At 68.7% G+C, this 26,451-nt stretch carries 25 protein-coding genes; 9 read left to right on the forward strand and 16 right to left on the reverse strand.

The window, feature by feature from the left end:
• Positions 1-69 precede the first annotated feature (69 nt).
• On the forward strand, positions 70-4,146 hold the full coding sequence (gene hrpA / locus ACFPN1_RS10985; RefSeq protein WP_386755015.1) for an ATP-dependent RNA helicase HrpA: 4,077 nt from the start codon (positions 70-72) through the stop codon (positions 4,144-4,146).
• A 142-nt stretch (positions 4,147-4,288) separates the two neighbouring features.
• Here hrpA and ACFPN1_RS10990 read toward each other — a convergent pair whose 3' ends face one another.
• From ACFPN1_RS10990 to ACFPN1_RS11020, 7 genes are all read right to left on the reverse strand, one after another.
• Positions 4,289-5,140, reverse strand: a complete 852-nt coding sequence (locus ACFPN1_RS10990; RefSeq protein WP_386755016.1) for a DUF72 domain-containing protein — start codon at positions 5,138-5,140, stop codon at positions 4,289-4,291.
• Positions 5,141-5,386: 246 nt separating this feature from the next.
• Complete coding sequence (locus tag ACFPN1_RS10995; protein ID WP_386755017.1) at positions 5,387-7,207, reverse strand: DUF885 domain-containing protein; 1,821 nt, start codon at positions 7,205-7,207, stop codon at positions 5,387-5,389.
• A gap of 137 nt (positions 7,208-7,344) precedes the next feature.
• Complete coding sequence (locus tag ACFPN1_RS11000; protein ID WP_386755018.1) at positions 7,345-8,379, reverse strand: hypothetical protein; 1,035 nt, start codon at positions 8,377-8,379, stop codon at positions 7,345-7,347.
• Complete coding sequence (locus ACFPN1_RS11005) at positions 8,361-10,406, reverse strand: gluzincin family metallopeptidase (RefSeq protein WP_386755019.1); 2,046 nt, start codon at positions 10,404-10,406, stop codon at positions 8,361-8,363. Before ACFPN1_RS11005 ends, ACFPN1_RS11000 begins: the two co-directional genes overlap by 19 nt.
• A 10-nt stretch (positions 10,407-10,416) precedes the next feature.
• Complete coding sequence (locus ACFPN1_RS11010) at positions 10,417-10,719, reverse strand: hypothetical protein (protein ID WP_386755020.1); 303 nt, start codon at positions 10,717-10,719, stop codon at positions 10,417-10,419.
• Between the two features lie 142 nt (positions 10,720-10,861).
• Positions 10,862-11,680 (reverse strand): peptidylprolyl isomerase, encoded by an 819-nt coding sequence (locus ACFPN1_RS11015; RefSeq protein WP_386755255.1) that lies wholly within the window; start codon positions 11,678-11,680, stop codon positions 10,862-10,864.
• Positions 11,681-11,898: 218 nt separating this feature from the next.
• The gene (locus tag ACFPN1_RS11020; protein ID WP_386755021.1) at positions 11,899-12,363 is read right to left on the reverse strand and encodes a DUF1579 family protein; all 465 of its coding nucleotides are present in this window, start codon (positions 12,361-12,363) and stop codon (positions 11,899-11,901) included.
• Between the two features lie 446 nt (positions 12,364-12,809).
• Between ACFPN1_RS11020 and ACFPN1_RS11025 the strand changes: the two genes are divergently transcribed.
• From ACFPN1_RS11025 to ACFPN1_RS11035, 3 genes are all read left to right on the forward strand, one after another.
• Positions 12,810-13,373, forward strand: coding sequence for a hypothetical protein (locus tag ACFPN1_RS11025; RefSeq protein ID WP_386755023.1), 564 nt, complete (start codon positions 12,810-12,812; stop codon positions 13,371-13,373).
• A gap of 202 nt (positions 13,374-13,575) precedes the next feature.
• A complete protein-coding gene (locus ACFPN1_RS11030) occupies positions 13,576-13,965 on the forward strand; it encodes a PadR family transcriptional regulator (RefSeq protein WP_386755024.1) in 390 nt (129 codons plus the stop codon).
• On the forward strand, positions 13,962-14,885 hold the full coding sequence (locus tag ACFPN1_RS11035; protein WP_386755025.1) for a sensor domain-containing protein: 924 nt from the start codon (positions 13,962-13,964) through the stop codon (positions 14,883-14,885). Before ACFPN1_RS11030 ends, ACFPN1_RS11035 begins: the two co-directional genes overlap by 4 nt.
• A gap of 351 nt (positions 14,886-15,236) precedes the next feature.
• On the opposite strand, the gene ACFPN1_RS11040 is transcribed toward ACFPN1_RS11035, so the two are convergent.
• From ACFPN1_RS11040 to ACFPN1_RS11050, 3 genes are all read right to left on the reverse strand, one after another.
• Positions 15,237-16,487: a polyhydroxyalkanoate depolymerase gene (locus ACFPN1_RS11040; protein ID WP_386755027.1), complete on the reverse strand. Its 1,251-nt coding sequence runs from the start codon at positions 16,485-16,487 to the stop codon at positions 15,237-15,239.
• 144 nt (positions 16,488-16,631) lie between these two features.
• Positions 16,632-17,225, reverse strand: coding sequence for a class I SAM-dependent DNA methyltransferase (locus tag ACFPN1_RS11045; RefSeq protein WP_386755028.1), 594 nt, complete (start codon positions 17,223-17,225; stop codon positions 16,632-16,634).
• Positions 17,226-17,304: 79 nt separating this feature from the next.
• Entirely contained in the window at positions 17,305-17,559 is a 255-nt protein-coding gene (locus ACFPN1_RS11050; RefSeq protein WP_386755029.1) for a hypothetical protein, read from the reverse strand.
• A gap of 34 nt (positions 17,560-17,593) precedes the next feature.
• Here ACFPN1_RS11050 and ACFPN1_RS11055 point away from each other — a divergent pair, with 34 nt between their 5' ends.
• The gene (locus ACFPN1_RS11055) at positions 17,594-18,046 is read left to right on the forward strand and encodes a CopD family protein (RefSeq protein ID WP_386755031.1); all 453 of its coding nucleotides are present in this window, start codon (positions 17,594-17,596) and stop codon (positions 18,044-18,046) included.
• A 176-nt stretch (positions 18,047-18,222) separates the two neighbouring features.
• On the opposite strand, the gene ACFPN1_RS11060 is transcribed toward ACFPN1_RS11055, so the two are convergent.
• The gene (locus ACFPN1_RS11060; protein ID WP_386755032.1) at positions 18,223-19,926 is read right to left on the reverse strand and encodes an alkaline phosphatase; all 1,704 of its coding nucleotides are present in this window, start codon (positions 19,924-19,926) and stop codon (positions 18,223-18,225) included.
• 231 nt (positions 19,927-20,157) lie between these two features.
• On the opposite strand from ACFPN1_RS11060, the gene ACFPN1_RS11065 reads away from it, so the two are divergent.
• Genes ACFPN1_RS11065 through ACFPN1_RS11075 form a run of 3 tightly spaced genes read left to right on the forward strand, consistent with a single transcriptional unit; the run spans position 20,158 to position 22,522 of the window.
• Positions 20,158-21,519: a dicarboxylate/amino acid:cation symporter gene (locus ACFPN1_RS11065; protein ID WP_386755033.1), complete on the forward strand. Its 1,362-nt coding sequence runs from the start codon at positions 20,158-20,160 to the stop codon at positions 21,517-21,519.
• Positions 21,516-22,076, forward strand: coding sequence for a hypothetical protein (locus ACFPN1_RS11070; protein ID WP_386755034.1), 561 nt, complete (start codon positions 21,516-21,518; stop codon positions 22,074-22,076). The genes ACFPN1_RS11065 and ACFPN1_RS11070 overlap by 4 nt, the downstream gene beginning before the upstream one ends.
• Before the next feature lie 14 nt (positions 22,077-22,090).
• Positions 22,091-22,522, forward strand: coding sequence for a GNAT family N-acetyltransferase (locus tag ACFPN1_RS11075; RefSeq protein WP_386755036.1), 432 nt, complete (start codon positions 22,091-22,093; stop codon positions 22,520-22,522).
• Positions 22,523-22,540: 18 nt separating this feature from the next.
• Here the strand turns inward: ACFPN1_RS11075 and ACFPN1_RS11080 are convergent, their stop codons facing one another.
• The 3 genes from ACFPN1_RS11080 to ACFPN1_RS11090 form a co-directional block, all read right to left on the reverse strand.
• Positions 22,541-23,029, reverse strand: a complete 489-nt coding sequence (locus ACFPN1_RS11080) for an NUDIX hydrolase (RefSeq protein WP_386755037.1) — start codon at positions 23,027-23,029, stop codon at positions 22,541-22,543.
• Positions 23,029-23,889: a subclass B3 metallo-beta-lactamase gene (gene bla / locus ACFPN1_RS11085; protein ID WP_386755038.1), complete on the reverse strand. Its 861-nt coding sequence runs from the start codon at positions 23,887-23,889 to the stop codon at positions 23,029-23,031. The genes ACFPN1_RS11080 and bla overlap by 1 nt, the downstream gene beginning before the upstream one ends.
• 80 nt (positions 23,890-23,969) lie before the next feature.
• Positions 23,970-24,374, reverse strand: coding sequence for a hypothetical protein (locus ACFPN1_RS11090; protein ID WP_386755040.1), 405 nt, complete (start codon positions 24,372-24,374; stop codon positions 23,970-23,972).
• 103 nt (positions 24,375-24,477) lie between these two features.
• Between ACFPN1_RS11090 and ACFPN1_RS11095 the strand changes: the two genes are divergently transcribed.
• Positions 24,478-24,969, forward strand: coding sequence for an acyl-CoA thioesterase (locus ACFPN1_RS11095; RefSeq protein ID WP_386755041.1), 492 nt, complete (start codon positions 24,478-24,480; stop codon positions 24,967-24,969).
• A 52-nt stretch (positions 24,970-25,021) separates the two neighbouring features.
• Here ACFPN1_RS11095 and ACFPN1_RS11100 read toward each other — a convergent pair whose 3' ends face one another.
• Positions 25,022-25,657: a C40 family peptidase gene (locus ACFPN1_RS11100; protein WP_386755043.1), complete on the reverse strand. Its 636-nt coding sequence runs from the start codon at positions 25,655-25,657 to the stop codon at positions 25,022-25,024.
• Positions 25,658-25,838: 181 nt separating this feature from the next.
• Positions 25,839-26,342 (reverse strand): C40 family peptidase, encoded by a 504-nt coding sequence (locus ACFPN1_RS11105; RefSeq protein ID WP_386755044.1) that lies wholly within the window; start codon positions 26,340-26,342, stop codon positions 25,839-25,841.
• Between the last annotated feature and the right edge of the window lie 109 nt (positions 26,343-26,451).

The raw sequence follows: 26,451 nt of genomic DNA on the forward strand, positions 1-26,451 counted from the left end.
GGCAGTTGCAGGCGACAATAGGCCTGCACGAAGCCGGTTTGAAGTGAATTGTTTCTTTCAGTTGGATAGATGAACCCTATCGATGCAAACGCTAAGGCCGCGTCACGGCGCCGCCGCCGGGACGCTGTCCGCGCCGCGGACGATTCCGCGGTCGACCCCGCGCACCAGGCCGCCCTGCGCCAGGCACGCCAGGCCATCGACGGGGCCCTGAGCCGCGATCGCGGTCGCCTGCATGGGCTGTGGTCGCGCTGGAGCGCCAGGCCCGCGGACGAGCAGGCGCGCGCGGCGTTCGTGCAGGCATTGTCCGCCTCGTTGACGCAGCGTGAGGCGCGTGTCGCCGCTTTGCCGCAGGCACCGGTCGATCCCGCGCTGCCGATCGCGGGCGAGGCCGAGCGCATCGTCGAACTGATCCGCCGGCATCCGGTGGTGGTGATCGCGGGCGAAACCGGATCGGGCAAGACCACGCAGCTGCCCAAGCTGTGCCTGGCCGCCGGACGCGGCGCTGCCGGCATAATCGGCTGCACCCAGCCGCGCCGCATCGCCGCGCGCGCGGTGGCGCGACGCGTGGCGGAGGAACTGAACACGACGCTGGGCGGCGCGGTCGGCTACCAGGTGCGCTTCACCGAGAACGTCGGCGAGCAGACCGCGGTGAAGTTCATGACCGACGGCATCCTGCTGGCCGAGATCCAGTCCGACCGCTGGCTGTCGCAGTACGACACGATCCTGATCGACGAGGCGCACGAGCGCAGCCTCAACATCGACTTCCTGCTCGGCTATCTGAGACAGCTGCTGCAGAAGCGCCGTGATCTCAAGGTCATCGTCACCTCGGCGACGATCGACACCGAACGCTTCGCCGCGCACTTCGGCGACGCGCCGGTGGTGAACGTGGAAGGCCGCAGCTATCCGGTGCATGTGCGCTACCGGCCGCTGGAAGGTGAGGGCGAAGACGACGGCGACCGCACCATCAACGACGGCATCGTCGGCGCCTGCGACGAGATCACCCGCGAGGATCCGCGCGGCGACGTGCTGATCTTCCTGCCGGGCGAACGCGAGATCCGCGACGCGCACCAGGCGCTGGAGCGCCGCAAGTACCGCGAGACCGAAGTGCTGCCGCTGTACGCGCGCCTGTCGGTGCGTGACCAGGACCGCGTGTTCAATCCCGGGCCGAAGCGCCGCATCGTGCTGGCGACCAACGTCGCCGAGACCTCGCTGACGGTGCCGCGGATCCGCTACGTGGTGGATCCCGGCCTGGCACGGGTGAAACGCTACAGCCCGCGCGGCAAGCTCGATCGCCTGCACATCGAGGACATCTCGCAGGCCAGCGCCGACCAGCGCAAGGGCCGCTGCGGCCGCATCGCGGAAGGCACGTGCTATCGCCTGTATTCGGAAGCCGACTTCGAAGCGCGCCCGCGCTACACCGATCCGGAAATCCGCCGCGCCGCGCTCGCCGGCGTGATCCTGCGCATGCTGTCGCTGGGACTGGGACGCATCGAGGATTTTCCGTTCCTCGAGCCGCCCGATCCGCGCGCGATCGCCGATGGCTGGCAGCAGCTGACCGAACTGGGCGCGATCGACGAGCAGCGCCGCATGACGCCGACCGGCAAGCTGATGGCGCGCCTGCCGGTCGACGTGAAGCTGGCGCGCATGCTCGTCGCCGCCAACACGCACGGTTGCCTGCGCGAGATGCTGGCGATCGCCGCGTTCCTGGGCATCCAGGACCCGCGCGAGCGTCCGGCGGACCAGCGGGCCGCGGCCGACAATGCGCACGCGCTGTTCGCCGATCCGCGTTCGGAATTCGTGGGCATCCTGCGGCTGTGGGATGCCCACCAGGCCGCGCATGAAGAGCTGACCCAATCGAAGTTGCACGCGTGGTGCGACAGACACTTCCTCGGCTTCCTGCGCATGCGCGAATGGCGCGAACTGCACCGGCAGTTGAAGGTGTTGTGCGACGAGCTGGGCTGGAAGCAGAACGAAGCGGTGATGCGCCGGGTGGATGTCGACCCGCCATCCGCACGCGCCGGATCGCCGCCGGTGGGCCAGGCGCAGTCCCACGAAAGCGTCGATGCGAAGTCGTACGCGACGCTGCACCGCGCCCTGCTCGCCGGCCTGCCCACCCAGCTCGGCCAGCGCGGCGACAAGGGCTTCTACGACGGTCCGCGCGGGCGCAAGTTCCAGCTGTTCCCGGGTTCGCCGCTGGCCAGGAAGCCGCCGCCGTGGGTGCTCGCCGCGACCCTGCTCGACACCGAGCGCGTGTGGTCGCTCACCAACGCGGCGATCGAACCGGACTGGGCGATCAGCGAACTGCCGCACCTGCTCTCGCGTCGCCACCACGATCCGCATTGGGCGCGTTCGCAGGGACGCGTCGTCGGCAGCGAGCAGATCAGCCTGTTCGGCCTGGTGCTCGCGCCGAAACGTCCCGTGCATTACGGCGCGCTCTTTCCTGAGGAGAGCCGCGTCATCTTCGCGCGCGATGCGCTGGTGACCGGCGAGATCAACACGCGCTGCGCGTTCCTGCCGCGCAACCTCGCCACGCTGGCGAAGGCGAAGGAAGAGGAAGCCAAGCAGCGTCGTGCCGGCCTCGTCGTCGACGAGGAATGGATGGCGCAGTGGTACCTCGACCGCCTGCCGCCGCACGTGCACAACGCGCAGGCGCTGGATGCCTGGTACGGCAAGCTGCCGCCGGCGGAGAAGGTGAAACTGGAATGGTCCTTCGACGACCTGATGGTCGGCGGCGAGACCGAGGCCGCGCGTTTCCCGCCTTATCTCACGCTCGGCAACGCGAAGCTGGCGGTGAAGTACCGCTTCGAACCGGGTGCACCCGACGACGGCATGACCGTCGTGGTGCCGCTGCACCTGCTCAATGCGCTCGATGCGGCACGCCTGTCGTGGCTGGCGCCCGGCTTCGTCGCCGACAAGGCGGCGGCGCTGATCAGGTCCTTGCCGAAGACGTTGCGACGCAATTTCGTGCCCGCGCCGGATTTCGCCCGCGCCTTCCACGAGGCGCATCCGCAGCCGTCGGCCGATTCCATCACCGGCGAGCTCGCGCGTTTCCTGCGCAAGCTCGGTGGCGTGGACGTGGCGGCCACCGACTTCGACGAATCGACGCTCGAGCCGCATCTGCGCATGAACCTGCGCCTGCTCGATGCCGCGGCGAAGAATGGTGATGCGCGCACCGTGCTGGCCGAATCCCGCGATCTGGACGAACTGCGCCGCCGTTTCGGCGAGCGCGCGGCGGCGGCGTTCGCGGCGAAGGCCGCCGATGGCCTCGCACAGACCGGCCTTACTGCTTTCCCGGAGACGCCGATTCCCGCTTCGGTCGCCGGTGCGGGCGGCGTGCCCGCCTATCCGGCCCTGCACGACGATGGCGACAGCGCATCGCTGCGCGTGCATGCCGAACGCGACGTCGCCCGGCGCGAACACCCGCGCGGCGTGCGCCGCCTGCTCGCCATCGCGCTCGCCGACAAGCTCAAGCAGGCGCGCAAGCAGCTGCCGGTCGCGCCGAAGACCGGGCTGTTGTATGCCGCGATCGAATCGGCAGCGCCGCGCGCGGACGGTTTGAAGGACGGCGACCGCCTGCGTGCCGATCTCGTGGACGGCGCCTTCGACGCGCTCACCCGCGATGGCGTGGAAGAGATCCGCGAGGCCGCCGCCTTCGCCGCGCGCCGCGATGCGGTGGCAAAGCAGCTGTTCCCCGAAGCGATGGAGCGCCTGCGCCAGGCCGAGGTCATCCTCGCCGCGGTGGCCGAGGTGCGGGCGAAGCTCGAATCGCCGCTGATGGGCTGGGCCAGCGGCAACCTCGACGACATGCGCGCACATCTGGCCGCGCTGACGCCGCCGGGCTTCCTGCGCGATGTGCCGGCCGATGCGCTGCGCGAGTACCCGCGCTACCTCAAGGCGCTCTCGCTGCGCGGGGAACGCGCCTTGCGCGATCCCACGCGCGACCAGTCGCGCATGCTCGAACTGGGGCCGTTCGCGGATGCACTGGCCGAAGCGGAGGCGGAAGGCGTCGCCGGTCAGCCCGAATGGCAGGCGTTGCGCTGGGACCTGGAAGAACTGCGCGTGTCGCTGTTCGCCCAGGAACTGGGCGCGCGCGGCGGCGTGTCGCCGAAGAAGCTGGCGCAACGATTGGCGTCGCTGCGGCGCTGAGCCGCATCGAGCAGCGGGACACGTTCGGCGGGCACCGGATGCGGCTTCACGCCGCGTTTGATGCGAAGCCGTGCGAAAGCGCTTCGTGGCCATAAGGTCCAGCGCGCCCACACACGGCGCTGCAGTCTCGCGTGATGCCCGGCTACTGCCCGCCCAGCTGCCGGATCATCGCCATCGCCGCGGCGGGATTGCGCTCCTTCGCCGCGCTGATGAAGAACACATAGACGTCGCGGCGCTCCGCCGGCGGCGTGCCGTTGGGGGTGATGTACGGCAGGTCGCCGGGATGCTGGCCGCGCGCCCACTGGTGCGCACGCTGCGCCCAGTGCTGCAACTCTTCCGTCGAGTAGCCGCTGTCGATCTCGCTGCGCGAGCGCATCAGCCGCGCGTAGACGAAATCGGTGGTGATGTCGGCGAACGACGGGTATTCGCGCGAGTCGGTGAACACCGTGCCGAGGTTGCGTTCGCGCATCAGCGCGATGAAGCGTCCGTCGACGAAGGCGGAATCGCGCACGTCGAGCACGTGGCGCATCCGGCGGCCCTCGACTTCGTCCGGCAACAGATCGAGGAAGGCGGTGAAATCCTCGCGCTCCAGCTTGCGGCCGATGTCGAACTGCCACACCACCGGGCCGAGCCGGTCGCCCATCGCGACGATGCCGCCGAGGAAATCCTCGATCTGCGTGCCGGTCTTCGCCAGCACGCGCGATTGCATGATCCGCATCGGCGCCTTGAGCGAGAACACGAAACCCTCCGGCGTTTCCGCCGCCCACTTCGCATACGTCGCCGGCTTCTGCGCGCCGTAGTAGGTGCCGTTGATCTCGATCGCGCTCAGGTGGCGCGAGGCGTATTCCAGCTCGCGCCGCTGCACCAGGCCGGCCGGGTAGAAGTTGTCGCGCCACGGCGCGAAGGTCCAGCCGCCGATGCCCACGCGGATGCCGTCGATGGCAGGCACCGAGGAACCGGACCAGGTGTCGGGGAGGGCGGCTTTGCGGCTCATGCGGGGGCGTCGGGAGGGGGTTGCCGATCGTAACCGGCCGAGGCCGTCATCCGTGAGAACGCACAAGCCGGTCCGCGCCGGGCAAGCGTGGTCGAAGCGGGCCGCGGACACGCTGTCCGTGAACGACAAGGGCGCGACCTGGGCGCCCCGGAGCAACAATCATCAACCGCATGTAGCGAGCCAGTCGCTGTGCGCACACAGCGCCGCAGCGAGGTCCGGGCGCGATGTCGCGCCCGGACCGGTGCGTCACTGGATCGGTTCGTCCAGCATCAGTTCGCGGGCGAAGCGGCCCGGGGGCGAACCGAACGACAGCAGCTTGTCGTGGTAGGCCTTGAGGTTGAACTTGTCGCCTTCGCGCTTCTGCACTTCGTTGCGCAGGTCCAGATGCTCGCTGTAGCCGACGAAGTAGCTCGGCAGCTGCGCCGAGGTGAGCTGCGCGCGCACCCACTTGCCGGCGGCTTCGCGCTCCTGCTGGAAGGTGGTGACGGTCATCAGCTTCATCGCGTCGTCGCGGCTCATGCCGTCGACGTGGATGGCCTGGTCGAGGATCGCATTGGCCATCGCGCGCAGCGCCCACTTGCGCTGGATCAGTTGCATCAGCGGATCGTTGTCCATGTAGCCGGCGTCGGCCATGACCTTCTCGCCGTACATCGCCCAGCCTTCGATGAACGAGCCGGAGCCAAGCACCGCGCGCAGCGTCGACGGGTACTTGTTGGAATGCCACAGCTGCAGGTAGTGGCCCGGCATCGCCTCGTGGATGCTCAGCTCGTGGATCGAGCGCGTGTTGTATTCGCGCAGGAACGAGTCGACCTGTTCCTTGCTCCAGTCGTCCGGGATCGGCGACACGGCGTAGAAGGTGTCCAGGCCCTTGTCGAGAGGACCCGGCGAGTCGCAGTAGGCGACGGCGACGCCGCGCTGGAATTCCGGCATCAGGATGATCTGCACCGGCGCATCCGGCACGGACACCAGTTGCTTCTCCTTCACGAACGCGGTCGCCTGCGCGGTGGAAGCCTTGGCGAGTTCGACGACCTTGTCGCGCGCGGGACGATCGGCATAGGCGAGTTCGAGCGCGGCCTCGATGGTCTTCTGCTGCTGTTCGTCGCTGGGCGCGTCGGGCATTTCCTTCGGCGCATCCGCTTTGTCGGCCAGCACCTTGCGCGCGATGTCGTACATCTCGGCGCGGGTCTGCTTGATCGCGGCTTCGGCGCGGGTACGGATTTCCTGGCGCGTGAGGGGCGAATTCAGCGCAAACGCGAGCTTTTCGTCGTACAGCTTCTGGCCGAGGCGGAAGTCGCCCCTGGCGTTCGGCACCAGGGTCTTGTCGAGCCAGGTCTGGTTTTCGGCGACGGCCTTCTTCAGCGCGTCGGCGGCGGCTTCCAGGCGCTTGCGGTCATCGCCGCTCAGTTCGCCCGCATGCGGCAGGATCATGCCGTCGACGATACTGGTGATGCCGGCGTTCTGCTTGGCCACGGTCTCGGCGTGGATCTTCGGCACGCGCGCGGGGTCGAGGTTTTCGCGCATCTGCGCGAGCAGCGTCGGGATCTTCTCCATGCGCGCGGTCGCGGCCTTCAGGCGCTGCGGCATCGGCGCGAACTCGCGCGCCATCAGCGTGTACAGCGCGCCGCCGGCCAGGCTGTTGTAGACCTGCGGATCCCACGCCCAGCTCTGCAGCGTTTCCATCTGCCAGATGTCGTAGCGAATCTGGTTGCGCAGGATGGCGAGGTCGACCTGGTTCTCGCGCGAGAGCTTGCCCGCATCGAATGCATCGACTTCGGCCAGCATCTTCTTGCTGAAGTCGACGAAGGCCTGGCGGCCCGCGGCGCTCAGGTCGTCGACGCGGTCGTCGAAGTCGTGCCGGCCGGTCTGCGTGGCGCTGACCGGTTGCAGTTCCAGCCAGCCGTCGAGCCAGCGCTTGGACAGGTCGGCGAATTTTGCGTCCGCTTCGGCGCTGGCGGCCTGCGTGGCGGCCGGCGTGCCTGCGGGCGATGCGGTTTCCTGCTTCTGGCAGGCGGACGTGGCGATGAGGAGGGCGAGGGCGAGGGCGGAAGGAATCGGACGCAGGCGCATGGGAAGTGTGCATCTCGGAGGGGCGGCAGAGCCGCGATTTCCCGAGGATATCGCCATGCCCGCCGCGATGCGCGGGCCGTTGGTCCCGGATGGATCGCCCTCTGCACGCCGCGCGAAGCAGGACACGAGCGGCAAAGTCAGGCGGTGTCCTGCGCGGCTTCGCGATGCGGTCGATGCGGGACCCGGGCCACGCGCGCAGGACCCTGCGCATGCGCTGCGAGATCGGCCAGGGCGTGAAGTCGCGCGCTGCGTGCCCAAGCCAGCGACAGCACTGCCAGTTGTGCGCACGCCAGGTCCAGTCCCCAGGCCGGCCAGCCATCCAGTTCCGCCAGCGTGCGCAGGCGCAGGCACGCCAGAGCCAGCCCGCCACCGGCGAGGCTGGCGCCGGCATAGACCAGGAGTGTTGGACCGGGCCGTTGCCGCAGCAGTTGCAGGCCGCGCCGCCACGCGACGAGCACCGATTTCAGCGCCGGGTCCGCGCCCAGCCAGGCGCGCCCGGCTTCGACGGTGACGTGGACGAACAGCACGCACAGCAACGGCACGAACCAACCGAGCGGCGCGGCCAGCGATGCTGCTTCGTCGGTCACGTAGCGCAGCGCGAAGCTTTCGAACGACAGCTTTGCCGCAACGCCGGCACTGGCAGCGACTGCTACCAGCAGCAGCGACCAGCCCAGCATGCGCAGCAGGCGCGGGTATTCGCGCAGTCCCGCGCGCAAGGTCGCGCCGAATCCCGGTCGCTGCCCGGTGCGGATCTGCGCCACGACCATTCCAGCCAGCCACGGCGAGAGCAGCGCGGAAAGCAGCATCGCGAAACCGGCGCAGGCCGCGAGCAGGACGCCGTCGGTGCGCATCGCGTCCACCGCCTGCGCCAGGAAGGCGACCGATGTCGTCGCGGCCGTGCCCGTGGCCGGCGGTGCATGACCGATCTCGAGGTAGAGCCATAGCGCGGCAGGCAATGCCGCCACGGCCGCGGGCAGCCACAGCAGCACCATCCACGCCAGCAGCAGCGGCGGATGCAAGCCGCGGCGCAAGCCGACGAACAGTGCGAGCCAGCCGCTGCGCGCAGCCACCGCTTCGGTCGGGCGCGGCGGCGTGACGGCGGGATGCACCCGCGGCGACAGGCCGGCCGGCGTGCGTGGCGCGGTCTGCACGTTCACAGCTGCACCAGCCATGCAGTGGCGAACTGCACGAACGTCGCGACTTCCCCGCTCCAGTCCGCGACCGGCTGCAGGTCCGCGTGCACGGTGCGGCCGTCGTCGAGGCGGTTGCGCTCCAGTTGCCCGCGTTGCGCCGGGTCGAGTTGCGCGGTCGTCGCCGGCGCCTTCGTCGTCCAAGCGAAGCGCACGGGATTGCGCGTGTCGTCCCACGCCAGTTGCCGGGTGCTGCCATCGGCGAACGTCACGGTCAGCGTCTGCGGCAGCAGCGCGCCGTCGCGTTGCACGATCACTTCGGTGCGATAGCCGAAGGGGCTGCCGCTGCCGTGGGTGGACTGCATCCACTGGCGTCGTCGCTCGCGCACCGCGCGGCGCACGTCGGCCGCGCTCATTTCGACGCGGGCCTCGCCGCGCAGCACGTAGCCCGGCTGCGGCAGCAGTTCCTCGCTGGTGAAGCGGACGATGCGGTCGTCGACGGGCAGGCCTGCGTCGATGATGGCGAACGCGCGCTGGAACACTTCGGCATCGCCGCTCGCATCCGCCATCAGCCAGCGCACCTGACCGGTATCGGGATAGCCGGCGCGCGCGCTGCGGCGCCAGGCGCGGAAGGCGCGATCGACGGCGGGCGCGCCGATGCGGGCTTCGAGATCGCGCAGCACGCGCGCGACGTGCGCAGCGCGCGTGGCGTCCGCATCCGCGCGCGTGCGCCAGCGTTCGCGCACGGCGGCAAAGGCCAGGCGCCACGGCGCGAGCAGCCGCCGCAGCCAGCCGCGTGTCTCCGGCGCGTCGTTGCGGGCAGGCAGGAAGCGTTCGCTCCAGTAGCGCTGCACGCCGGCACGGAACGGGCCGCTGGTGCCCTCGGGCAAATAGGCCGCGCCGATCGCGGCGAGCACCTGCTGTTCGGGTGTCGCGGTGTCCGCGGCAGGATCCGCGCCGACCGCAAACAGGCCCGCCACAGGTTCCACCGCGAAGCGGCCCGCGCTGCGCTCGCCGACCACTGCGGTCAGCGCCGGCACGCGCGCCGCGCCCAGTGCCGTACCGTAGCCGGCGAGCGCTTCGCTCATCGCGCCGAGCACCCGCACCGCGACGGCCGTGTCGCCCGGTCCGTAGTACACGCGCAGCTTCACCGGCTCGCCTTCTCCCGGCACGTACACGTATTCGAGCGGCTGCGCGAAGAAGTGCGGATCGGCGGCCCACGCCAGCGTGGTGGCATCGTCCTGCACGAAATGGAAATTGCGCCGGCCATTGCGCGTGCGGGCGACGTCGCGCGTTTCGCCGCTGGAAACCGCCACGTAGCCGTAGGGCACTTCCAGGTGCACGTCGAAATCGGCGCGTTCGCGCTCGACCGGATCGCCCGCGAATGCCGGCGCGTTCCAGCGCAGCGCCGGTGCGCCGCGTTCGCCCGGCAACTGCAGCAATGCGACCTGCGGGAACCAGCGTCCGGCGAAGTGGAAGCCGCCCGCCTGTCCCGATGCGGCCCAGGTCCCCGGCAGGCGCGCGAGGAAATCCATGTCGAGCGTGGCAGTCCCGCCGGCGGCGACGGGTTCCGGCAGGTCGATGCGGACGACGCTGCGATCGGTCAACCCACTGTCGCCGGTCGCCGCATACGTCCACGATGCCGCCAGTCCGTCCTGGCGCACGCCGCTGATCTGCGCGTAACCCCATTCGCCGCGCGCCACCCGCGGCTCCACGCCGCGCTCGCGCAGCCGCGCCATGTAGGCCGTGCCGCGGTTTTCGAAGGCATTGAAATCCTGGTGCAGGTACAGCGCGCATACCGTGGCCGCGCTGCGGTTGCGCCAGTGCAGACGCAACTTGCCGCGGACGGTGCGCGTCGCCGGATCCAGGCGCGCGCCGATCTCGTAGCGCGCCACCGGTTGCGCGTCGCGCAGCGGAATCGGCGCGCGCGTCTGCACGTTGGCGAACGAAGTGTCGCCTTCCATGCCGACGACCGGAATGTCCTGGCATTGCGTCGCGCGCGGCGCGGCCATCGTCGTGGCCGGAAGGGCGCAGAGGAGGAAGCGTGCCGCCGCGACCCGCCATCGCATCGCCGCGATCCTATTCGCCCCATTCCTCGTCGGACTCGAACTCGACGATCACGTCCAGTTCGAATGCCAGCGCTTCCACCGCCGTGCGCACCTTGCGCGCGGTGGCGTCGTTGGGCGCGTCGATCTCGATCTCGTGCATGCCCGGTCCCTGGTCGTCGGGCAGGCCCGCGGAGCTGGAATCGTCATCGTCGAGGTGGTCCATCAGGTCGGCCACTTCCTCGACATGCTCGATGCCTTCGATGCTCGCCAGCAGGTTGCTGATCGCGCGTGCATCGTCGTCGCTACCAGTGATCCGCATACGCAGTTGGGGCATGGAACGGCCTCCGCCTTGGGCCGGTTCAGGCTAGGCGGAGGCGCCGCAAGAGCATGTGACGGCGATGCGGCCGGGAGAAAGCGAAGGCCGCCCGGAGGCGGCCTCGCTGCATGCCTGCGATGTCGTGTACGGCGACGCGTGGCTACTTCGGCGTGCGCACCGGCAGTGGCACGTTGCACAGGTCGATATGGCCGGCGGGACGCTTGTACCACTCGTCGCGGCGATTGCGGCGCGCTTCGACCAGTTCGGTGAAGGCGGTCGAATCCGTGCGCAGCAGCTCCAGCGGCACGCGGTCGTTTTCCGGCACTTCGGAGGCTAGGCGGATCGCCTTGATCGGCGTGCGCTGCTCGGGCTTCTCATAGAAGCCCAGCGGGCCGGTGCCGCGCGGCAACACGGATAGATATTCCATGCCCTGCACGACGCGGCCGACGACGGTGATGTTGCGATCGAGCTGGCGCGGCGACTGGCCGGTCACCACGTAGAGCTCGGTGCCGTTGCTGGAATCGGCCGCGACATCGCGGCCGGCGCCCACCGCGCCGTAGCAGTGCGCGAGCCATGCCTTGTCCGCCTGCGGATCGCGCGCGGCCGGAAAACCGTCGGCGAAGCCGACCTGCGGCGCCCAGCCGTCGCGGTCGGGCAGGCGGCTGAACTGCACGCCCTTGCTGGCGCGTTCGAACTCGGCCGGCAGCTTCGCCTGCGCACTGCCCAACGGCTTGCGCTGCTTCTCGTCCTCGGCGGCATCGCCCCATTGCACGACGAAGTTGTCCTGCGAGCGGTTGATGCTTAGCCCGTTCCAGTAGCCCTCCTTCGCGAGCGTGCGGATGTTGCCGACATGCGCGGGCGCGAAGCCAGGTGCGAGTTCGATCACCACGCGGCCGGAAGCGAGATCGAGATAGAGCGTGTTGGCCGGATCGAGCTTGCGCCAGTCGGCGGGGGTCGTCGCGTCGAGGATTTCCTGCATGGAGCGGGGTTTCGCCGCTTCGCTCCGGGCCGGGCTGGCCGCCGCCTTGTGCGCGGCGGTCTTCGCCGTGGGTTTCGCGGCAGGCTTCTTCGCATGCGGCTTGGCTGCCTGCGCCGAGCAGGCCAGCCCCAGCAGGGCGGAGAGCAGGAATACGCGATGGACGTGCATGGAGTCTCCTCTGGGATGCAGGCGGTGCCGTTGAAGGGCACGCGCGGGTTTCATTCGCGCCGGTAATCGCCGCGCATGAATTCGGTGAAGTCGGCCTGGCCGGGAAAGCGGTTCTCGATGACGAAGCGGTAGCGATCGTCGCCGGTAAATTCGTAGCGGTAGCGCGCTTCGCCGCGCGGCGTCTTCTTCTCGAACAGCAGCGTCTCGCCCTCCCAGCGACCGCGCGCGGGATCCGGCGGAAAACCCATGCTGTCGAACCACCACCACAGCACGTCGCCGCTGTCCGCTTCGACCAGGAAGACGCCGTGGCCGCGGAAACAGATGCGATCGTCCTTCTCCTCCTCGTATTCCTGGATCAGCGCCATGCCGTCGAGCGAGACGCGGCAGTGCGTGCGGCCAATGGCGGTGCCGCCTTCGCCCCACGGCGAGGGCGCGAGTTGTTCGTCGCCGAACCAGCGGCCCTGCAGGCGCGAGAACAGGCGCTCATGCGCGGCGCCGGGACGTGGCATGTCCATGGAAGGCTTCCGTCTGACGGGAGGCCGAGGATAGCGAAAGCGGCTGGTGGTTGCTGCGGCGCGAATGGGCGAAGGGGCTGCTCGTATCGGGGCGACCAGGCGGCGTCAGCTGCCAAAGGGGTGAAGCGCGCGTGCGCTGCGAGCTGCTGTGTTCTGCTGCGTATGCGGGAAAAGGCAGCTCGCTGCGCTCGCCGCCCCTCATCTGCCCTTCGGGCATCTTCTCCCCGCGATGCGGGGAGAAGAGGACGTCAAAGGCGCGGCGAGTTGCACCCCCCGCTTGCGGGGTGAAGGCGGACGTTTATGCGCCACTGGCGCATGTCCCACTGAACGCCCTCGCGCCACGCGCGAGGGCTGGGGGCAGAGCGAGAGACCGCGTTGCGAAGCGATGCAGGGTGAGGGGAGGTGATCGCAGCGAGCGGCAAGCCATCTGCCTCTCCGCCAACTGCATGCAGCGGCAGGTTCTCCAGACGCGTTCTCCACGCTGCGAAGAGCGAAGAGGGTGGCGTTATCGCGACGACTTCCGCACGCCGGATTTGCGTGCGGTCTTTTTCGACGAAGACTTGCGTGTCGACTTGCGAGCCGTCTTCTTCGCGGGCGACTTGCGCGTGGACTTGCGGGCCGCCTTCTTCGCCGGCGATTTGCGCGTGGACTTGCGAGCACTCTTCTTCGCCGGCGATTTGCGCGTGGATTTGCGGGCCGTCTTCTTCGCCGGCGATTTCCGCGTCGATTTTCGGGCAGTCTTCTTCGCCGGGGATTTGCGTGTCGATTTTCGGGCGGTCTTCTTCGCCGGGGATTTGCGTGTCGATTTGCGAGCGGTCTTCTTTGCAGGCGACTTGCGCGACGACGACTTGCGTGCGCTCTTCTTCGTCGACTTCTTGCGTCCGCGCGCGCCACCCGTGCGCTTGTTCACCGTCGCCCAGCCGATGCGTTCGGCGTCCTCCTCCGAGCCGCCGCGCTCGCGCACGCTCTCCTCGATGTGTTCGGCCTGCCGCTTCTGCTTGCTGGAATAGGCGGACTTGTCTCCACGGGGCATGGATGTTCTCCCGCCGCCGACCGGGGCGGCGTACGGTCGCTTTAACAGCGGCCCGGTGGACGCGGAGCGACAGCGGCCGTTGGGCGGTCGGCCATGACCAACGGCCTCCCGTGACTAATGGCAGAGCCGGTATAGCGAAGTTCGCAGTAGTGTTTGCTTCAAGCTACCGGACGCCCCCCATGACCGACCTCGACAGCCACCTGCGCAAGTTCCAGAAGGAGCTCAGTGCCGGCACGGTTTCGCTGGCCCTGCTCGCCGTCCTGGGTGCGGCCGCCGAACCGATGTACGGCTACCAGATCGCCAAGCGCCTGGAGCAGGAAGGCGAGGGCGTGCTCAGCGGCAAGCAGAGCGCCCTTTACCCCGTCCTGCGCAACCTGGAAGGCGGCGGCCTGCTCGACAGCTTCGTCGAGCCGTCCGTCGCCGGCCCGCCGCGCCGTTACTACCGCATCACCGATACCGGGCGCGACGCGCTGCGCGAATGGTCCGCCGCCTGGCGCGCCACCCGCGATTCCGTCGACGCCGTCCTGCAGGGCGCCTATGCCCCGCATCTGCCTGGGGAAGCCAAATGAACGCCACCGTCCTGCCCACCACCATTCCCGCGTACCTCGAACAATTGCGACGTTCGCTGGCCGGCGCCGACCCGGCACTGGTCCAGGACGCCCTGTACGACGCGGAGGAATACCTGCGCTCGGAACTGGCCGAGAACCCGGGCAAATCCGAGGCCGAGGTCATCGCCTCGGTAGCCGGCAGCTACGGCGCGCCGGACGAGGTGGCCGACATCTACCGCGACACCGAGGTGAAGGTGCAGAGCGCGCTGCGCACGCCGACCACGCGTCCGCAGGCGATCCAGCGCTCGTGGGCGTCGCGCTTTTTCGGCGTCATCGCCGAGCCGCGCACGTACGCGTCGCTGTTCTACATGCTGCTGGCGCTGGCGACGGGCATCTTCTACTTCACCTGGGTCGTCACCGGCGTGTCGCTGTCGGGCGGTCTGGCGGTGCTGATCATCGGCGTGCCGTTCGTGATCCTGTATTTCGGTTCGGTGCGGATCCTGTCGCTGGTCGAAGGCCGCATCGTGGAGACCATGCTCGGCGAGCGCATGCCGCGCCGGCCGCTGTACTCCACGCGCGGCAAGCCGCTGATGGAGCGGATCAAGGAGTTGTTCACCGATCCGCGCACCTGGGCCACGCAGCTGTATTTCCTGTTGATGCTGCCGCTGGGCATCGCCTACTTCACGGTTGCGGTCACGGGGCTGGCGACCTCGCTGGGCCTGATCGCCGCGCCTTTCGTGGCCCTGTTCGGCGGCGACGTGGGCGGGATCTGGATCGACGACGTCAACGTCATCGGTCTCGATGGCTGGTGGGCGCTGCCGCTGTGCTTCGCCGTGGGCGTGGCGCTGCTGTTCGTGACCCTGCACATCGCGCGCGGCGTCGGTTACCTGCACGGCCAGCTGGCCAAACACATGCTGGTGAAGACGTCGCAGTACGACTGAGGCCACTCGGTGCAGAAGATGGAAGAGCCGGCGAATGCCGGCTCTTTTTGGTTTCGGCGAACCAGGCAGTGCTCGCTGCACTCGCGCCCTCATCCGCCTGCGGCACCTTCTCCCCGCGATGCGAGGAGAAGGAAAGGGCGACGTCGCCGCTTTCCGCGAGCGGGCAGATCAAAGAGGCTGTTGGCTTCTCCGCGAACGCGGGAGAAGAAAAGGCGGAAGTCGCCGCTTTCCGCGAGCGGGCAGATGAAGGAAAGGCTGTTCGCTTCTCCCCGCTCGCGGGGAGAAGCGGCCCGAAGAGCCTGCCCCCGAATGCTTTAATCGGGGGCTGATGAGGGGCGCTTTTGCTTCTGCCTACGCCACCGAATACTTCGCAATGAACTCCCGCACCTGCGGATACACCTGCGTGCGCCAGCGGCGGCCGCTGAAGATGCCGTAGTGTCCGGCGCCGTCGACGGTAAGGTGGCGATGGTTCGCTTCGGCGATGCCGGTGCACAGCTTGTGCGCCGCACGCGTCTGGCCCTGGCCGGAAATGTCGTCGAGTTCGCCCTCGATCGTCATGATCGCCGTGTCCGTGATCGCCGCGGGGTTCACCTGTTCACCGCGCACCACCCACTCGCCCCTGGGCAGCAGGTGGCGCTGGAAGACCACGTCCACGGTTTCCAGGTAGTACTCCGCCGGCATGTCCAGCACGGCGTTGTATTCGTCATAGAAGCGGCGGTGCGCGTCGGCGTCGTCGAGGTCGCCCTTCACCAGGTCCTGGTAGAAGTCCCAGTGCGACTGGAAGTGGCGTTCCGGATTCATCGCCACGAAGCCGCCGTGCTGCAGGAAGCCCGGATACACGCGGCGGTTGTGACCCGGATAGTTCGGCGGCACCGCGTGCACGAGGTTGGCCTCGAACCACCACAGCGGCTTCTCCGTGGCGAGGTCGTTGACCCTGGTCGGATTCTCGCGCGTGTCGATCGGGCCGCCGAACATCACCATCGAGCGCGGTGTCTTCTCGCCGCGCGCCGCCATCAGCGACACCGCGGCCAGCGTGGGCACGGTGGGCTGGCACACGCTGATCACGTGCAGGTTGTCGGCGCCGATCGTGCGGATGAATTCCTCGATGTACGCGACATAGTCGTCGAGATGGAACGCGCCTTCCTCGAGCGGGACCATGCGCGCATCGACCCAGTCGGTGATGTAGACCTTGTGGTCCTGCAGCAGGGTCCTGACCGTGTCGCGCAGCAGCGTGGCGTGGTGGCCGGACAGCGGCGCGACGACCAGCACGGACGGATCGTCCTTGAGTTCGGTGATGCTGCCGGCATCGTCGGCGAAGCGCTTGAAGCGCAGCAGGCGGCAGAAGGGCTTGTTCAGCACTTCGCGCTCGACGACGGGAAAACTCCGGCCGTCCTTCTCGATCGCATGGATGCCGAACTCGGGCTTCTCGTAATCCTTGCCGATGCGGTACATGAGCTCGTAACCGGCGGCGAGGCGCGATGCGCCGGGGAGCGACGACAGCCAGCTGCCCTGCGCGCCGAACATGCGCGCGTTGGCCTCGGCCCAGTAGTTCCACGGCTGCATCCAGGCGCGGCCGAGTTCGTGCAGGTGGTAAAGCAGCATGGGCAATCGGGGCCCCTGTTCCCCATTGCGCGCCTGGCTAGGCGCAGATGACGCGCCGCAGCATAGCCGATGGGGCCGGCGGGTTTGTGAAACGGGTCGCGGAACGCGCCCTGCGGTGCCCGGACCGCGCTTGTGCGCCCGGCTTCAGCGTCCGACTTCGAGTGCCGTGGCGTGGTCGCGCAGCGCGGGCGACAGCCACAGGTGCGAACCGATGCGCCGGAAGCCGAGCTTCTCGAAGCGCTGACGGTAGAAGCTGGCCGGGCGATTGCGGAACTCGTGCTCGTCGCCCTCGGCACCGTCCTCGCGGGCGAAGGTCTCGAGGAAGGCCACGCCGCCGCACAGTTCGGCCAGGCCGGGCAGGCCGCGGTCGAGTTCGCGCGCATCGAGGTAATGCATCACGTCGCTGCACACCAGCAGGTCCACGGGCGGGCAGGGGCGCAGCAGCGCGAAGTCGCCGAAGCTGGCGTGATGCAGATTGCGACGCGCGCCGAAGCGGCGGATCGCGTATTCGCTGCTGTCGAAACCGAGGTACTTCGCCTTGGGTCGCAGCTTCAGCAGCGGCGCGCGCCACACGCCTTCGCCGCAGCCGATGTCGAGCACGGTGCGCAGCGGGCGCTCGAGGTGGTACTCCGCTGTCGCGACGGCCATCGCGACCTTGCGCGCGAGGCGCGCGGTGTCGCCGATGCCGCGCTGGCGATACCAGGTGTCGAAGTAGTGCTGATCGTAATGCTTGGTCATTGGGAACCTGGTTGCCGGAACTTCGTTTTGATCTTCGGTGTGGAACCTGGGTGTTGTCGCTTTCGCCCGGCTTCGCCATTCAATCGTCATCCCTGCGGAAGCAGGGATCATTCAAATCGTCATCCCTGCGGAAGCAGGGATCCATTTTGCCTTTGCTTTGTTCCCTTCGGCCAAGCGCAACAACAAAGTCAAAATGGATCCCGGCCTGCGCCGGGATGACGATGGCAGGAATCGGTGACGAAAACCGGATCGTGACGAAAGAAGGGGACGTCGGCGCCGCGGCGTGGTCGCCCGCACGGCTTGTTGGGAAAGGGACGAAGCCCGACGCGTTCATGTCATGCTATCGCGAGTCCCTCGCGGAGCCCGCAATGCAAGCCTACTTCGTGACCAAGACCGCCCACCTCGTGTTCGTCATGGCCTGGATGGGTGGCGTGTTCTACCTCCCGCGGATCCTGGTCAACCTCGCCGAAGCCGGCGACGATGCCGCCGTGCGCGCACGCCTGGTGCTGATGGGGAAGCGTCTGTATCGCTTCGGCCACATCATGTTCGGGTTGGCGTTCCTGCTTGGATTGACGTTGTGGCTCGGTCATCACGCTTCGACGGCGCTGCCGGATGTGGTTGGAGGCCGGCCCGGCTGGCTGCACGCCAAACTGGGACTCGTGGCCGTGATGCTGGCCCACTACATCGTCGGCGGACGCTGGCTGAAAAGTGTCGAAGCCGGTCGCGCGTTGCCGTCGTCGCGCACGCTGCGCTGGTTCAACGAGCTGCCGGTGTTCCTGCTGATTGCGATCGTGTATCTGGTGCTGGCGAAGCCGTTCTAAAGGCCGCGGACTTCCCTGCTCTTGATCGTCATCCCTGCGAAGGCAGGGATCCAGTTTGCCGTGCTTTTGTTTCCGTCGGTCACGCGCAACAGCAAAGTCAAAATGGATCCCGGCTTGCGCCGGGATGACGACTTCTGGTCGGCACGTCGAACGCAGTCCGGATGACGAGCGCAGCCTTATCGCGCTGTTTTGAAGTCCGCCGGCTTCGGCAATTCCACCGGCACGCCGTTGCCATCGCAGTTGCCCTTCGCGCACAACGCCGCGCGCAGCGCCGGCATCGCCTGCAGCATGAAATGGAAGATCGCGTTCTGCTCGACACTGCCGCGCACCGCGCTGCTCCCGGGGCCGCGCGCCCAGATGCCGACATCGTCGCCGCCGTGGGTTTCGTCGCTCGTGGGCACCAGCACTTCCTGCATGTAGTCGGGCGCCTCGGTATCCACCTTCGTCAGGTCCGGTCGGCCGTGCCGGGCCTGCTGGATGCCGCTCGCCTGGTGCGGGAACGTCTTGGGGCCCTCGGGCTGCGTCGATGACGCGCCGACATAGCCCGGACCGTTGCTGTAGTTGAGCGTGGTGTAGGGCAGGCCGAGCGCGTCGTGCGCGTAGCTGCCGTCGCCCGATCCCTCGCCGCTGCGGCCGCGCACCTTGCCCAGGATCGGATTGCCGCGCGCGGGATAGCCGACGAAGCTGAGCGTGTGCGAATGGTCGGCGGTGACGAGGATCAGCGTGTCGCGGTCCGAGGTCATCTCGTCGGCCGCGCGCACTGCATCGCTCAATGCGATCGCTTCGTCCAGTGCGCGATAGGCGTTGCCGTCGTGGTGCGCGTGATCGATGCGGCCGCCTTCGACCAGCAGCACGTAGCCCTTGTCGTTGTGCTGCAGGCGGGCGATGGCGGCGCGCGTCATCTCCGCCAGCGACGGCTCGCCGCCGATGTCCTGCGCGCGCTCGTGCTCGAAGTTCATGTGGCCGTAGTCGAACAGGCCCAGCAGCGGCTGGTCCGCCGGCGCCTGCGCGAGCTGCGTGGCGTTCCAGACATAGGCACCGCCCGGATGACGCTGCTTCCATTCCGCGATCAGATCGCGGCCATCCCGGCGCTGGCCGGCCCTGTCGGTCTGTTCCGGATCGCGTTGCGCGGCGGTCATGAAGTTTCCGCGGCCGCCGCCCATCAGCACGTCGGGCCCGTGTCCGAACGGCGATTCGACGATCTGCCGCGCGATGTCGATGCAACCGGCCTGCGTGTCCTTCGCTTCGAGATCGGTGTCGTTTTCCCAGCCACGGTGGGCGGAATGGGAGAACGTGGCGCCCGGCGTCGCGTGCGTCACGCGCGTGGTCGTGACCACGCCGGTGGCGAGACCGCTGCTCGCGGCCAGCTCCCACAGCGTGAGCATCGGCGTCTTCAGGCCAGCGGAGCAGTCGCCCAGTCGCGCCTCCTGGCCGATGCTCAGCACGCCGAAGCGCGTCTTCACGCCCGTGGCCATCGCCGACATCGTGCCGGCCGAATCCGGCGTCTGCGAATCGGTGTTGTAGGTCCGGCTCAGCGCGGTGGCGGGAAAGTTCTCCCAGCCCAGGCGGTTCTCCTCGCCCGGGCCGCCCTTGCGCTGGCCCTCGAGGATGCGCGCCGCGGCCACGGTGGGCAGGCTCATGCCGTCGCCGACGAACAGGATCACGTTCTTCGCATGGCCGGCCATCGCACCGCGTGCGGCGGCTTGCGCGGCACCGTCGCGGAACCACCATGCGGGCGTTTCGCCATCGGGACGCGCGATCGCCGGTACGTCGACCGTGAATGCGGGCGCCGTTGCGCCGGACGGACGCGCGGCCGTGCTCGCGCAGCCGCCAATCAGGGTGGAAGCCAGCGCGATGCCGATGATGCGCAATGAGTGCATGGTGACCTGCCGGAGGGCTCGAAAGGGCCGGATTATGCCAAGCGCGGATGGCGGAAACGCGCGCCGGAGCCGTGAACCGCCGCGTCCGGACTTTGCCGACTTGCGCCGCATACATTGCCGTTTGGAACAACGGATTGCGCCCCTGGACTCCCACGTGCGCATCGGCTCGGCTATGGTGCGGGCTTCCGTAACGGACCGGTCCGGTCCCGCGCGATGGAGAATTTGCGGATGATGAAGCTGGTTTCCGGCTGGTTGCGGATCCCGTTCTGGCAGCGTGTCGTGCTCGGCTTCGCGCTGGGTGCGCTGGCGGGCTGGCTGTTCGGCAAGGACGCGGAAACCTGGTTCGGCCCGCTGGGCGACGTCTACGTCAACCTGATCAAGATGATCGCGGTGCCGCTGGTGTTCTTCGCGGTGATCAACGCGGTCAGCGCCCTGCACGGGCAGAAGTCGATCGCCGCACTCGGCGGCCGCACGTTCCTGTGGTTCGCGATCACCGCCCTGCTGGCGGTGGGCGTCGGCCTCCTCACCGGGTGGGTGGTGAAGCCCGGCGCGGGCGTCGATGTCGGCACGCTGCAGGTCGCCTCGGATTACGTGCCCAAGACCCCGCCGCGCCTGATCGACGTGCTGTTCAACATCGTGCCGTCCAATCCGATCGGTGCGATGGCGGGCGCCGACGTCGCGAAGACGGCCGACGGCATGAAGGTGCTGGTGCCGCGCAACGGCACGGTGCTGCAGGTGATCTTCTTCGCCGGGCTGATCGGTTTTGCGCTGGTGAAGCTCGGCGAGAAGACCGCGAACCTGCGCAAGCTAGTCGGCGAAGCCAGCGAGACCATGATCCAGGTCACCCGCTTCGTGCTGGAGTTCACGCCGCTGGGCACGTTCGGCCTGATCGCGGCGCTGGTCGGCGGCTACGGCTTCGAGCAGCTCAAGCCGCTGGGCAGTTTCGTGATCGCGCTGTACGCGGCCTGCGCCTTCCACATCGTGGTGGTGTACCCGGCGCTGCTGCTGTTGCACGGGCTCAATCCGCTGAAGTTCTTCCGTGGCGCCGCGCCGGCGATGGAAGTGGGCTTCGTCGCCTCGTCGAGCTTCGCCGCCATGCCGGTGTCGCTGCGCAGCGCGGTCCACAACCATGGCGTGGATCGCGACTACGCCGCCTTCGCGGTGCCGCTGGGCGCGACGATCAAGATGGACGGCTGCGGCGCGATCTATCCCGCACTGGCGGCGACGTTCATCGCGCAGTACGCGGGCATCGACCTCACCTTCGACAAGTACCTGATCATCGCGCTGGCTTCGGTGCTGGGCAGCTTCGGCACCGCGGGCGTGCCGGGAACCGCGGTGATCATGGCGACGGTGGTGCTGAGCGCCGCAGGGCTGCCGCTGGAAGCCATCGGCTACCTCTACGCCATCGACCGCGTCCTCGACATGATGCGCACGATGACCAACGTCACCGGGCAGATGCTGGTGCCGGTGCTGGTGGCGAAGGAAACCGGCCTGCTCGATCGCGAGGTCTACGAGGCCGCTTCGAGCAACGTCGGCATCGCCGAGGGCGAGGCGGCCGAGGTGAAGGCGAACATCACCCGGGAAAGCGCATGAGGCAGAGGGCAGGGATGCTCGCGCAATCGATCGTATCCACGCTGGTGCTGGTGTTGGCCGGCTGCTCCGCCGGACGGGTCACCACGCCGCCGCCGCGCAACGGTGAAGTCGGCGTGCAGGATCTGACCGCAACGATCGCGCCGGCCGCGCGCATCGCGCTCGCAGACAACGAGAACTTCCTGCCGCCGCTGCCCGAGCCGGGCAATGCCTTGCCTTCCTACCCGCCGGAACTGCTCGCGCAACGCCTGGCACCGCAGGTGGTCTGCCTGCGCGTCAGCATCGATGCGCAGGGCCTCGTGGAAACCTCGGCGCCGCTGGTGCAACCGCCGGACTGTGCGGCCCCCGATGCGATGACGCCGTCCTTCCTCGCCGCGGCCCAGGCAGCGGTGGCGGCGTGGCGCTACGACCCGGCGGTGCGCTGCGTGTTCGCGCACGGACCCAGGCCCGACTACCCCACCTGCGTCGGCGCGCAGGAGACGCCGCTGGCCGTGAGCCTCACGTACCGTTTCGTCTTCGAGCAGCAAGATGGCCGCGGGTCGGTTCGGACGATGCCGTGACCTTGGGAGCAGTGATGGCCGAAGAACACATCCAGCTCGTCGAGCATTTTCCCGATGCGGACGCCTACTGCCGATTGCGCGCGCAGGCCGGCATGTCGCCGAAGACGCTGGAGGCAGCGCGCAAGGGGCTGCCCAACACCCTGTACGGCGTGAGCCTGACGCGTGACAACGAGGTGATCGGCATGGGCCGCATCATCGGCGACGGCGGGTGCTTCTACACCGTCGTGGATATCGCGGTCGCGCCGGCCTACCAGGGGCGCGGGCTCGGCAAGCGCATCATGAACGCGCTCGATGCCTGGTTGCGCCAGAACGCGGAACCGTCGGCGTACGTGACCCTCGTCGCCGATGGCGAGGCACGCCATCTCTATGCGAAGTACGGCTTCGTCGAGACGGCGCCCGCCTCGGTCAACATGGAATACATCGTCGCGCCGCGATTGCCGGACTGACCGGCGCGATCGCGGTCATCACGCGCGGGAATATTTCCACGACAGCATGCGCCCGTCGCGATAGGGCATCACGCCGTGGAACGGGCGCGGATCGGCGTCGAACACCAGCGGCAGGAACTGGCGGTCGCCTTCCCACATCGGCAACTCGTGCAGGCGCTCGCGCGCCACCCACTCCAGCGAGCCTTCGGCATTGCGCTCGAATGGCGTGCCGCTGAAGCGCGTGATGAGGAATACGAACCCCAGCCAGTCTTCGCCGTGCTTGCCGAAGCCCGGCCAGCTGATCGTGCCGCGCAGCGACAGCTCGATGCAGTCGATGCCGGCTTCCTCGTGGATCTCGCGGCGCATGCCGGCCAGCACGTCCTCGTCCGGTTCGAGCTTGCCGCCCAGGCCGTTGTACTTGCCCAGCTGATGGTCGTCGGGCCGCGCGTTGCGGTGGACCATCAGCACTTCGTTGCCGTCGGGCGAGAGCACGTAGCCCAGCGTGGCGACGATCGGGGTGTACGGCATTACGGCGCCTCCTTGCGCTGCTTTTCCAGCAGTGCATCGAGGCGCGCTTCGGCGCCATCCGCGTAGGCGCGGCAGGTGGTGGGCATCGGATGCGGGTTGGCGCTGTCCGCGGGCGTCCAGCCGCTCGCATCGGGATGCGGCGTGATCAGCAGGTCGCAGGGCAGCGCACGCACGGCCGCGATGCCGCGGCGGTAGTCGTCGACGATGCGCGGATAACGCGGATTGTCGAGCAACCGGTAGCCCGGCGCGGACAGGCTGTCGGCGTAGGCGATGACGAGCGGCTTGCCGTCGCGCGTGTCGTTCCAGGTCCAGCTCAGGCTGCCGGGTGTGTGCGCGGGCGTGTAGTGCGCGATGAAGCGCAAGCCGCCCAGTTCGACCGCTTCGCCATCCATCACCTGGCGGTCGGCCTGCACCGGCGGATAGAGCAGGCCGTCACCGAAGTGGATGTCGTTGCTGCCGCCGCGCGCGAGCAGCGCCGCGGATTCGGCGTTGCTGACGAGGCGCGCACCGGTCGCACGCCGGATCGCGGCGAGCGGACCGGCATGGTCGGCGTGCGCATGGCTGTGCAGGATGAGTTTCAGCGAGTCGGGTTCGACGCCGATCCGGCGCATGTGGGCGAGCAGCATGTCCGCCGCCTGCGGCATGCCGCCGTCGATCAACACCGCGCCTTCCGGCGTCTGCACCAGCAAGGCCGTGAGCCCCTCGGTGCCGATGTACCAGGTGTGGTCCGCGAGCCGGAACGGTTGGACCGGCCGCCGCCAGGCGTCGGCGACTTCGTAGGCGCGCAGTTGCGGCAGGACGGGTTCGGCGGCGTGCGCGAGCGACGCGGCGGCTAACAGACAGAGAGCAAGGCGACGCATCGTGATGGGCGATGACAGGGCGCCACAGTGTCCGCGATCGCGCAGCGGCGAACCAGTGCGCGTGCGTCGCCGGAAAGCAGTCAGCGGATCGCGCCGGATCGCATCCGGCGCGTTGCGAGCCAGGCGAGCGGAATGGGCAGGACGACGCCGGCAATCGTCATCCACAGCGGATGCGGAATCATCATGTTGTTGGCGACCACGCCCAGCAGCACCAATGCGCCGATGAACAGAGCGGCGACGGTCTTGTGCCTGGCAATGCGCGCGGCGACCCACGCGCCGAGAAGGGCGGCGAGCGACCATCCCAGCACCACCAGCAGCATGGCCGACAACGGTGCTGCGGCGATGTGGGCGGCAAGCGCCTGCGGGTCGCGCATGTCCAGGCCCGGTGCGGGCCGATGCAGGAACAGGCTCGCGAACTCGCACACCGAAATGGCGAGCCAGGCGACCACCGCGCCTGCCAGGATGCCCAGGATCGTACGGACCATGCGTGCTTGCTCCCCGTGAAGTGGAGGCGAGCATCGCCTGCTCCCGATGGCGGCCGCAAGCGTGCACACTGCCGTCCTCCGTACGACCGACGACCCCACCAGCATGAGCGGACAGCAACGCGAACTCACCCTGCGCTTCCTCGCGCAACCCACCGACGTCAACTACGGCGGCAAGGTCCACGGCGGCATGGTGATGAAGTGGATCGACCAGGCGGGCTATGCCGCGGCGGTCGGCTGGAGCGGGCGCTACAGCGTGACCGTCGCGGTCGGCGGCATCCGCTTCGTCGCGCCGATCCGCATCAGCGATCTCGTCACCGTGTCCACCAAGCTGGTCCACACCGGAACCAGCAGCATGCATTTCGCGGTCGACGTGATGGCGGCCGATCCGATCGGTGGCGAACCACCGCGGCTGTGCACGCACTGCGTGATCGTGTTCGTCGCGCTCGACGGCGTGGAAGGCAAGCCGGTGGCCGTGCCGCCGCTGCAACTGGTCAGCGAGGAGGATCGCCGCCTGGCCGAGTACGCCACCCGGGTGATGGAACTGAGCAAGGGCATCGAACAGACCATCGAGCGTTACCGCGTGGCGGGCGACTGAAACGCGAAAGGCCGCCTCGTCGGCGGCCTTTGCAATCCATCCGGAGCAGGCCTCAGCCTCCGCTGACGCTGACCCGGCGCGCCTGCAGGAAGCGCCCGCTCCAGTACCCCTGGTCGAGGCTGGACACGGTGACATCGCGGCCCTTGCGCGGGGCATGCACGAAGCGCCCGTCGCCCAGGTAGATGCCCACGTGGTTGACCCGGCCCTTGAGGCCGAAGAAGACCAGGTCGCCGGCCATGAGCTTGGCGCGGTCGGTGACGAGTTCGCCGTTCTTGGCCATGTCGCGCGAGACGCGCGGCAGTTCGATGCCCAGGGCGCTGCGGAAGACGTAGCCGACCAGGCCGCTGCAATCCAGGCCCTTCGACGGATCCGTGCCGCCCCAGCGGTAGGGCGTGCCGAGCAGGGCCAGCGCCTTCTGCAGGATCGACTTGACCTTGCCGTCGTCCTCGCCGACCGGCGTGCCGATGGCTTCGGCCGGCAGGTCCAGGGCGGCGGCGGGATTCAACAGGCGGTTCGCGCCGGCGACGAGGCCGAGGGCGCGGTCGGTCAGGGAAAGCTTGGGCGTCGCGTCGGTGGCGGGCGCCGCGGCCGGCTGGGCCTTGGTCGGGAAGGGCGCGTCGTCGTCGGCGGGCGCCGCCAGGGCGCCGAAGGCGGGCAGGCACAGCGCCAGCGCGAGGGAGAAATGCAACAGGGCCCGGCGGGTGCGGGCGGGGGTGGTGGCAGCAGGGCGGCCGGATCGGCAGGTCGTCACGCAGTCATCACGAATCGGAAAACCGCCCGGATGATGCCTACCCGGACGGGGGAGAATGTTCAGATTAAGTTAAATCAACGTTAACGGCCGGCCCGGGGTGGCCAAACCGCGGCCGCCGTCACTTCAGGATCCGGCGGGCCCCGGAGTAGTGATCGCGCCAGTACGGCCCGTCGAGGTAGTCCAGGCGGACCGTGCCGCCGCTGCTGGGGGCGTGAACGAAGCGGCCTTCGCCCACGTAGATGCCCACATGGGTCACGGCCTTGCCGGAGCCGAAGAACACCAGGTCCGCGGCGGCGAGGCGGTCGGGCTGGATGCGCGGTCCCTGCCAGGCGGCGAGTTCGCGCGAGGTGCGGGGCAGGCGCAGGTCGAGCATGTCGCGGTAGACATAGTTGACCAGCCCGCTGCAGTCGAAGCCGCTGTCGGGCGTGTTGCCGCCGTAGCGGTAAGGCGTGCCGACCAGGCTGATCGCGCGCATGAGCACCGCATTGGCCCTGACCGGGTCGGCGGGGGCCACCACGGGCCAGTCGCGGTGGGCGGGCAGGCGCTGGCGTACCAGCTTGTCGCCGCCGCAGCCGGGCAGCGCCGCGGCAAGCATCAGCAACAGCCATCCCCGCGCTGGCATGGCGCCGGGCTTGCCCGGATAATGCGCGGCTCCCTCGGCGGGGCTCGGAACTGGCGTCTTCACGCACCGAAGCTTGGCCGTTCCCGCCGCTGCCGGCAAGGCGCCGGCA

Origin of the sequence: Lysobacter yangpyeongensis (assembly GCF_042655745.1) — a bacterium.
In the GTDB taxonomy this organism is placed as follows: Bacteria; Pseudomonadota; Gammaproteobacteria; order Xanthomonadales; family Xanthomonadaceae; genus Agrilutibacter; species Agrilutibacter yangpyeongensis.

What these genes read in the sequence shown, in the direction of transcription:
- ACFPN1_RS11080 (WP_386755037.1), bottom strand. Translation starts at nt 23,029, where the DNA reads ATGCCGTACACCCCGATCGTCGCCACGCTGGGCTACGTGCTCTCGCCC.
- ACFPN1_RS10995 (WP_386755017.1), bottom strand. Translation starts at nt 7,207, where the DNA reads ATGCGCCTGCGTCCGATTCCTTCCGCCCTCGCCCTCGCCCTCCTCATC.
- ACFPN1_RS10990 (WP_386755016.1), bottom strand. Translation starts at nt 5,140, where the DNA reads ATGAGCCGCAAAGCCGCCCTCCCCGACACCTGGTCCGGTTCCTCGGTG.
- ACFPN1_RS11050 (WP_386755029.1), bottom strand. Translation starts at nt 17,559, where the DNA reads ATGAACGCGTCGGGCTTCGTCCCTTTCCCAACAAGCCGTGCGGGCGAC.
- ACFPN1_RS11040 (WP_386755027.1), bottom strand. Translation starts at nt 16,487, where the DNA reads ATGCTGCTTTACCACCTGCACGAACTCGGCCGCGCCTGGATGCAGCCG.
- ACFPN1_RS11095 (WP_386755041.1), top strand. Translation starts at nt 24,478, where the DNA reads ATGAGCGGACAGCAACGCGAACTCACCCTGCGCTTCCTCGCGCAACCC.
- ACFPN1_RS11055 (WP_386755031.1), top strand. Translation starts at nt 17,594, where the DNA reads ATGCAAGCCTACTTCGTGACCAAGACCGCCCACCTCGTGTTCGTCATG.
- ACFPN1_RS11060 (WP_386755032.1), bottom strand. Translation starts at nt 19,926, where the DNA reads ATGCACTCATTGCGCATCATCGGCATCGCGCTGGCTTCCACCCTGATT.
- ACFPN1_RS11020 (WP_386755021.1), bottom strand. Translation starts at nt 12,363, where the DNA reads ATGGACATGCCACGTCCCGGCGCCGCGCATGAGCGCCTGTTCTCGCGC.
- ACFPN1_RS11000 (WP_386755018.1), bottom strand. Translation starts at nt 8,379, where the DNA reads ATGGCTGGTGCAGCTGTGAACGTGCAGACCGCGCCACGCACGCCGGCC.
- ACFPN1_RS11030 (WP_386755024.1), top strand. Translation starts at nt 13,576, where the DNA reads ATGACCGACCTCGACAGCCACCTGCGCAAGTTCCAGAAGGAGCTCAGT.
- ACFPN1_RS11075 (WP_386755036.1), top strand. Translation starts at nt 22,091, where the DNA reads ATGGCCGAAGAACACATCCAGCTCGTCGAGCATTTTCCCGATGCGGAC.
- ACFPN1_RS11070 (WP_386755034.1), top strand. Translation starts at nt 21,516, where the DNA reads ATGAGGCAGAGGGCAGGGATGCTCGCGCAATCGATCGTATCCACGCTG.
- ACFPN1_RS11105 (WP_386755044.1), bottom strand. Translation starts at nt 26,342, where the DNA reads ATGCCAGCGCGGGGATGGCTGTTGCTGATGCTTGCCGCGGCGCTGCCC.
- ACFPN1_RS11045 (WP_386755028.1), bottom strand. Translation starts at nt 17,225, where the DNA reads ATGACCAAGCATTACGATCAGCACTACTTCGACACCTGGTATCGCCAG.
- ACFPN1_RS11015 (WP_386755255.1), bottom strand. Translation starts at nt 11,680, where the DNA reads ATGCAGGAAATCCTCGACGCGACGACCCCCGCCGACTGGCGCAAGCTC.
- ACFPN1_RS11035 (WP_386755025.1), top strand. Translation starts at nt 13,962, where the DNA reads ATGAACGCCACCGTCCTGCCCACCACCATTCCCGCGTACCTCGAACAA.
- bla (WP_386755038.1), bottom strand. Translation starts at nt 23,889, where the DNA reads ATGCGTCGCCTTGCTCTCTGTCTGTTAGCCGCCGCGTCGCTCGCGCAC.
- ACFPN1_RS11090 (WP_386755040.1), bottom strand. Translation starts at nt 24,374, where the DNA reads ATGGTCCGTACGATCCTGGGCATCCTGGCAGGCGCGGTGGTCGCCTGG.
- hrpA (WP_386755015.1), top strand. Translation starts at nt 70, where the DNA reads ATGAACCCTATCGATGCAAACGCTAAGGCCGCGTCACGGCGCCGCCGC.
- ACFPN1_RS11065 (WP_386755033.1), top strand. Translation starts at nt 20,158, where the DNA reads ATGAAGCTGGTTTCCGGCTGGTTGCGGATCCCGTTCTGGCAGCGTGTC.
- ACFPN1_RS11010 (WP_386755020.1), bottom strand. Translation starts at nt 10,719, where the DNA reads ATGCCCCAACTGCGTATGCGGATCACTGGTAGCGACGACGATGCACGC.
- ACFPN1_RS11025 (WP_386755023.1), top strand. Translation starts at nt 12,810, where the DNA reads ATGCAGCGGCAGGTTCTCCAGACGCGTTCTCCACGCTGCGAAGAGCGA.
- ACFPN1_RS11005 (WP_386755019.1), bottom strand. Translation starts at nt 10,406, where the DNA reads ATGCGATGGCGGGTCGCGGCGGCACGCTTCCTCCTCTGCGCCCTTCCG.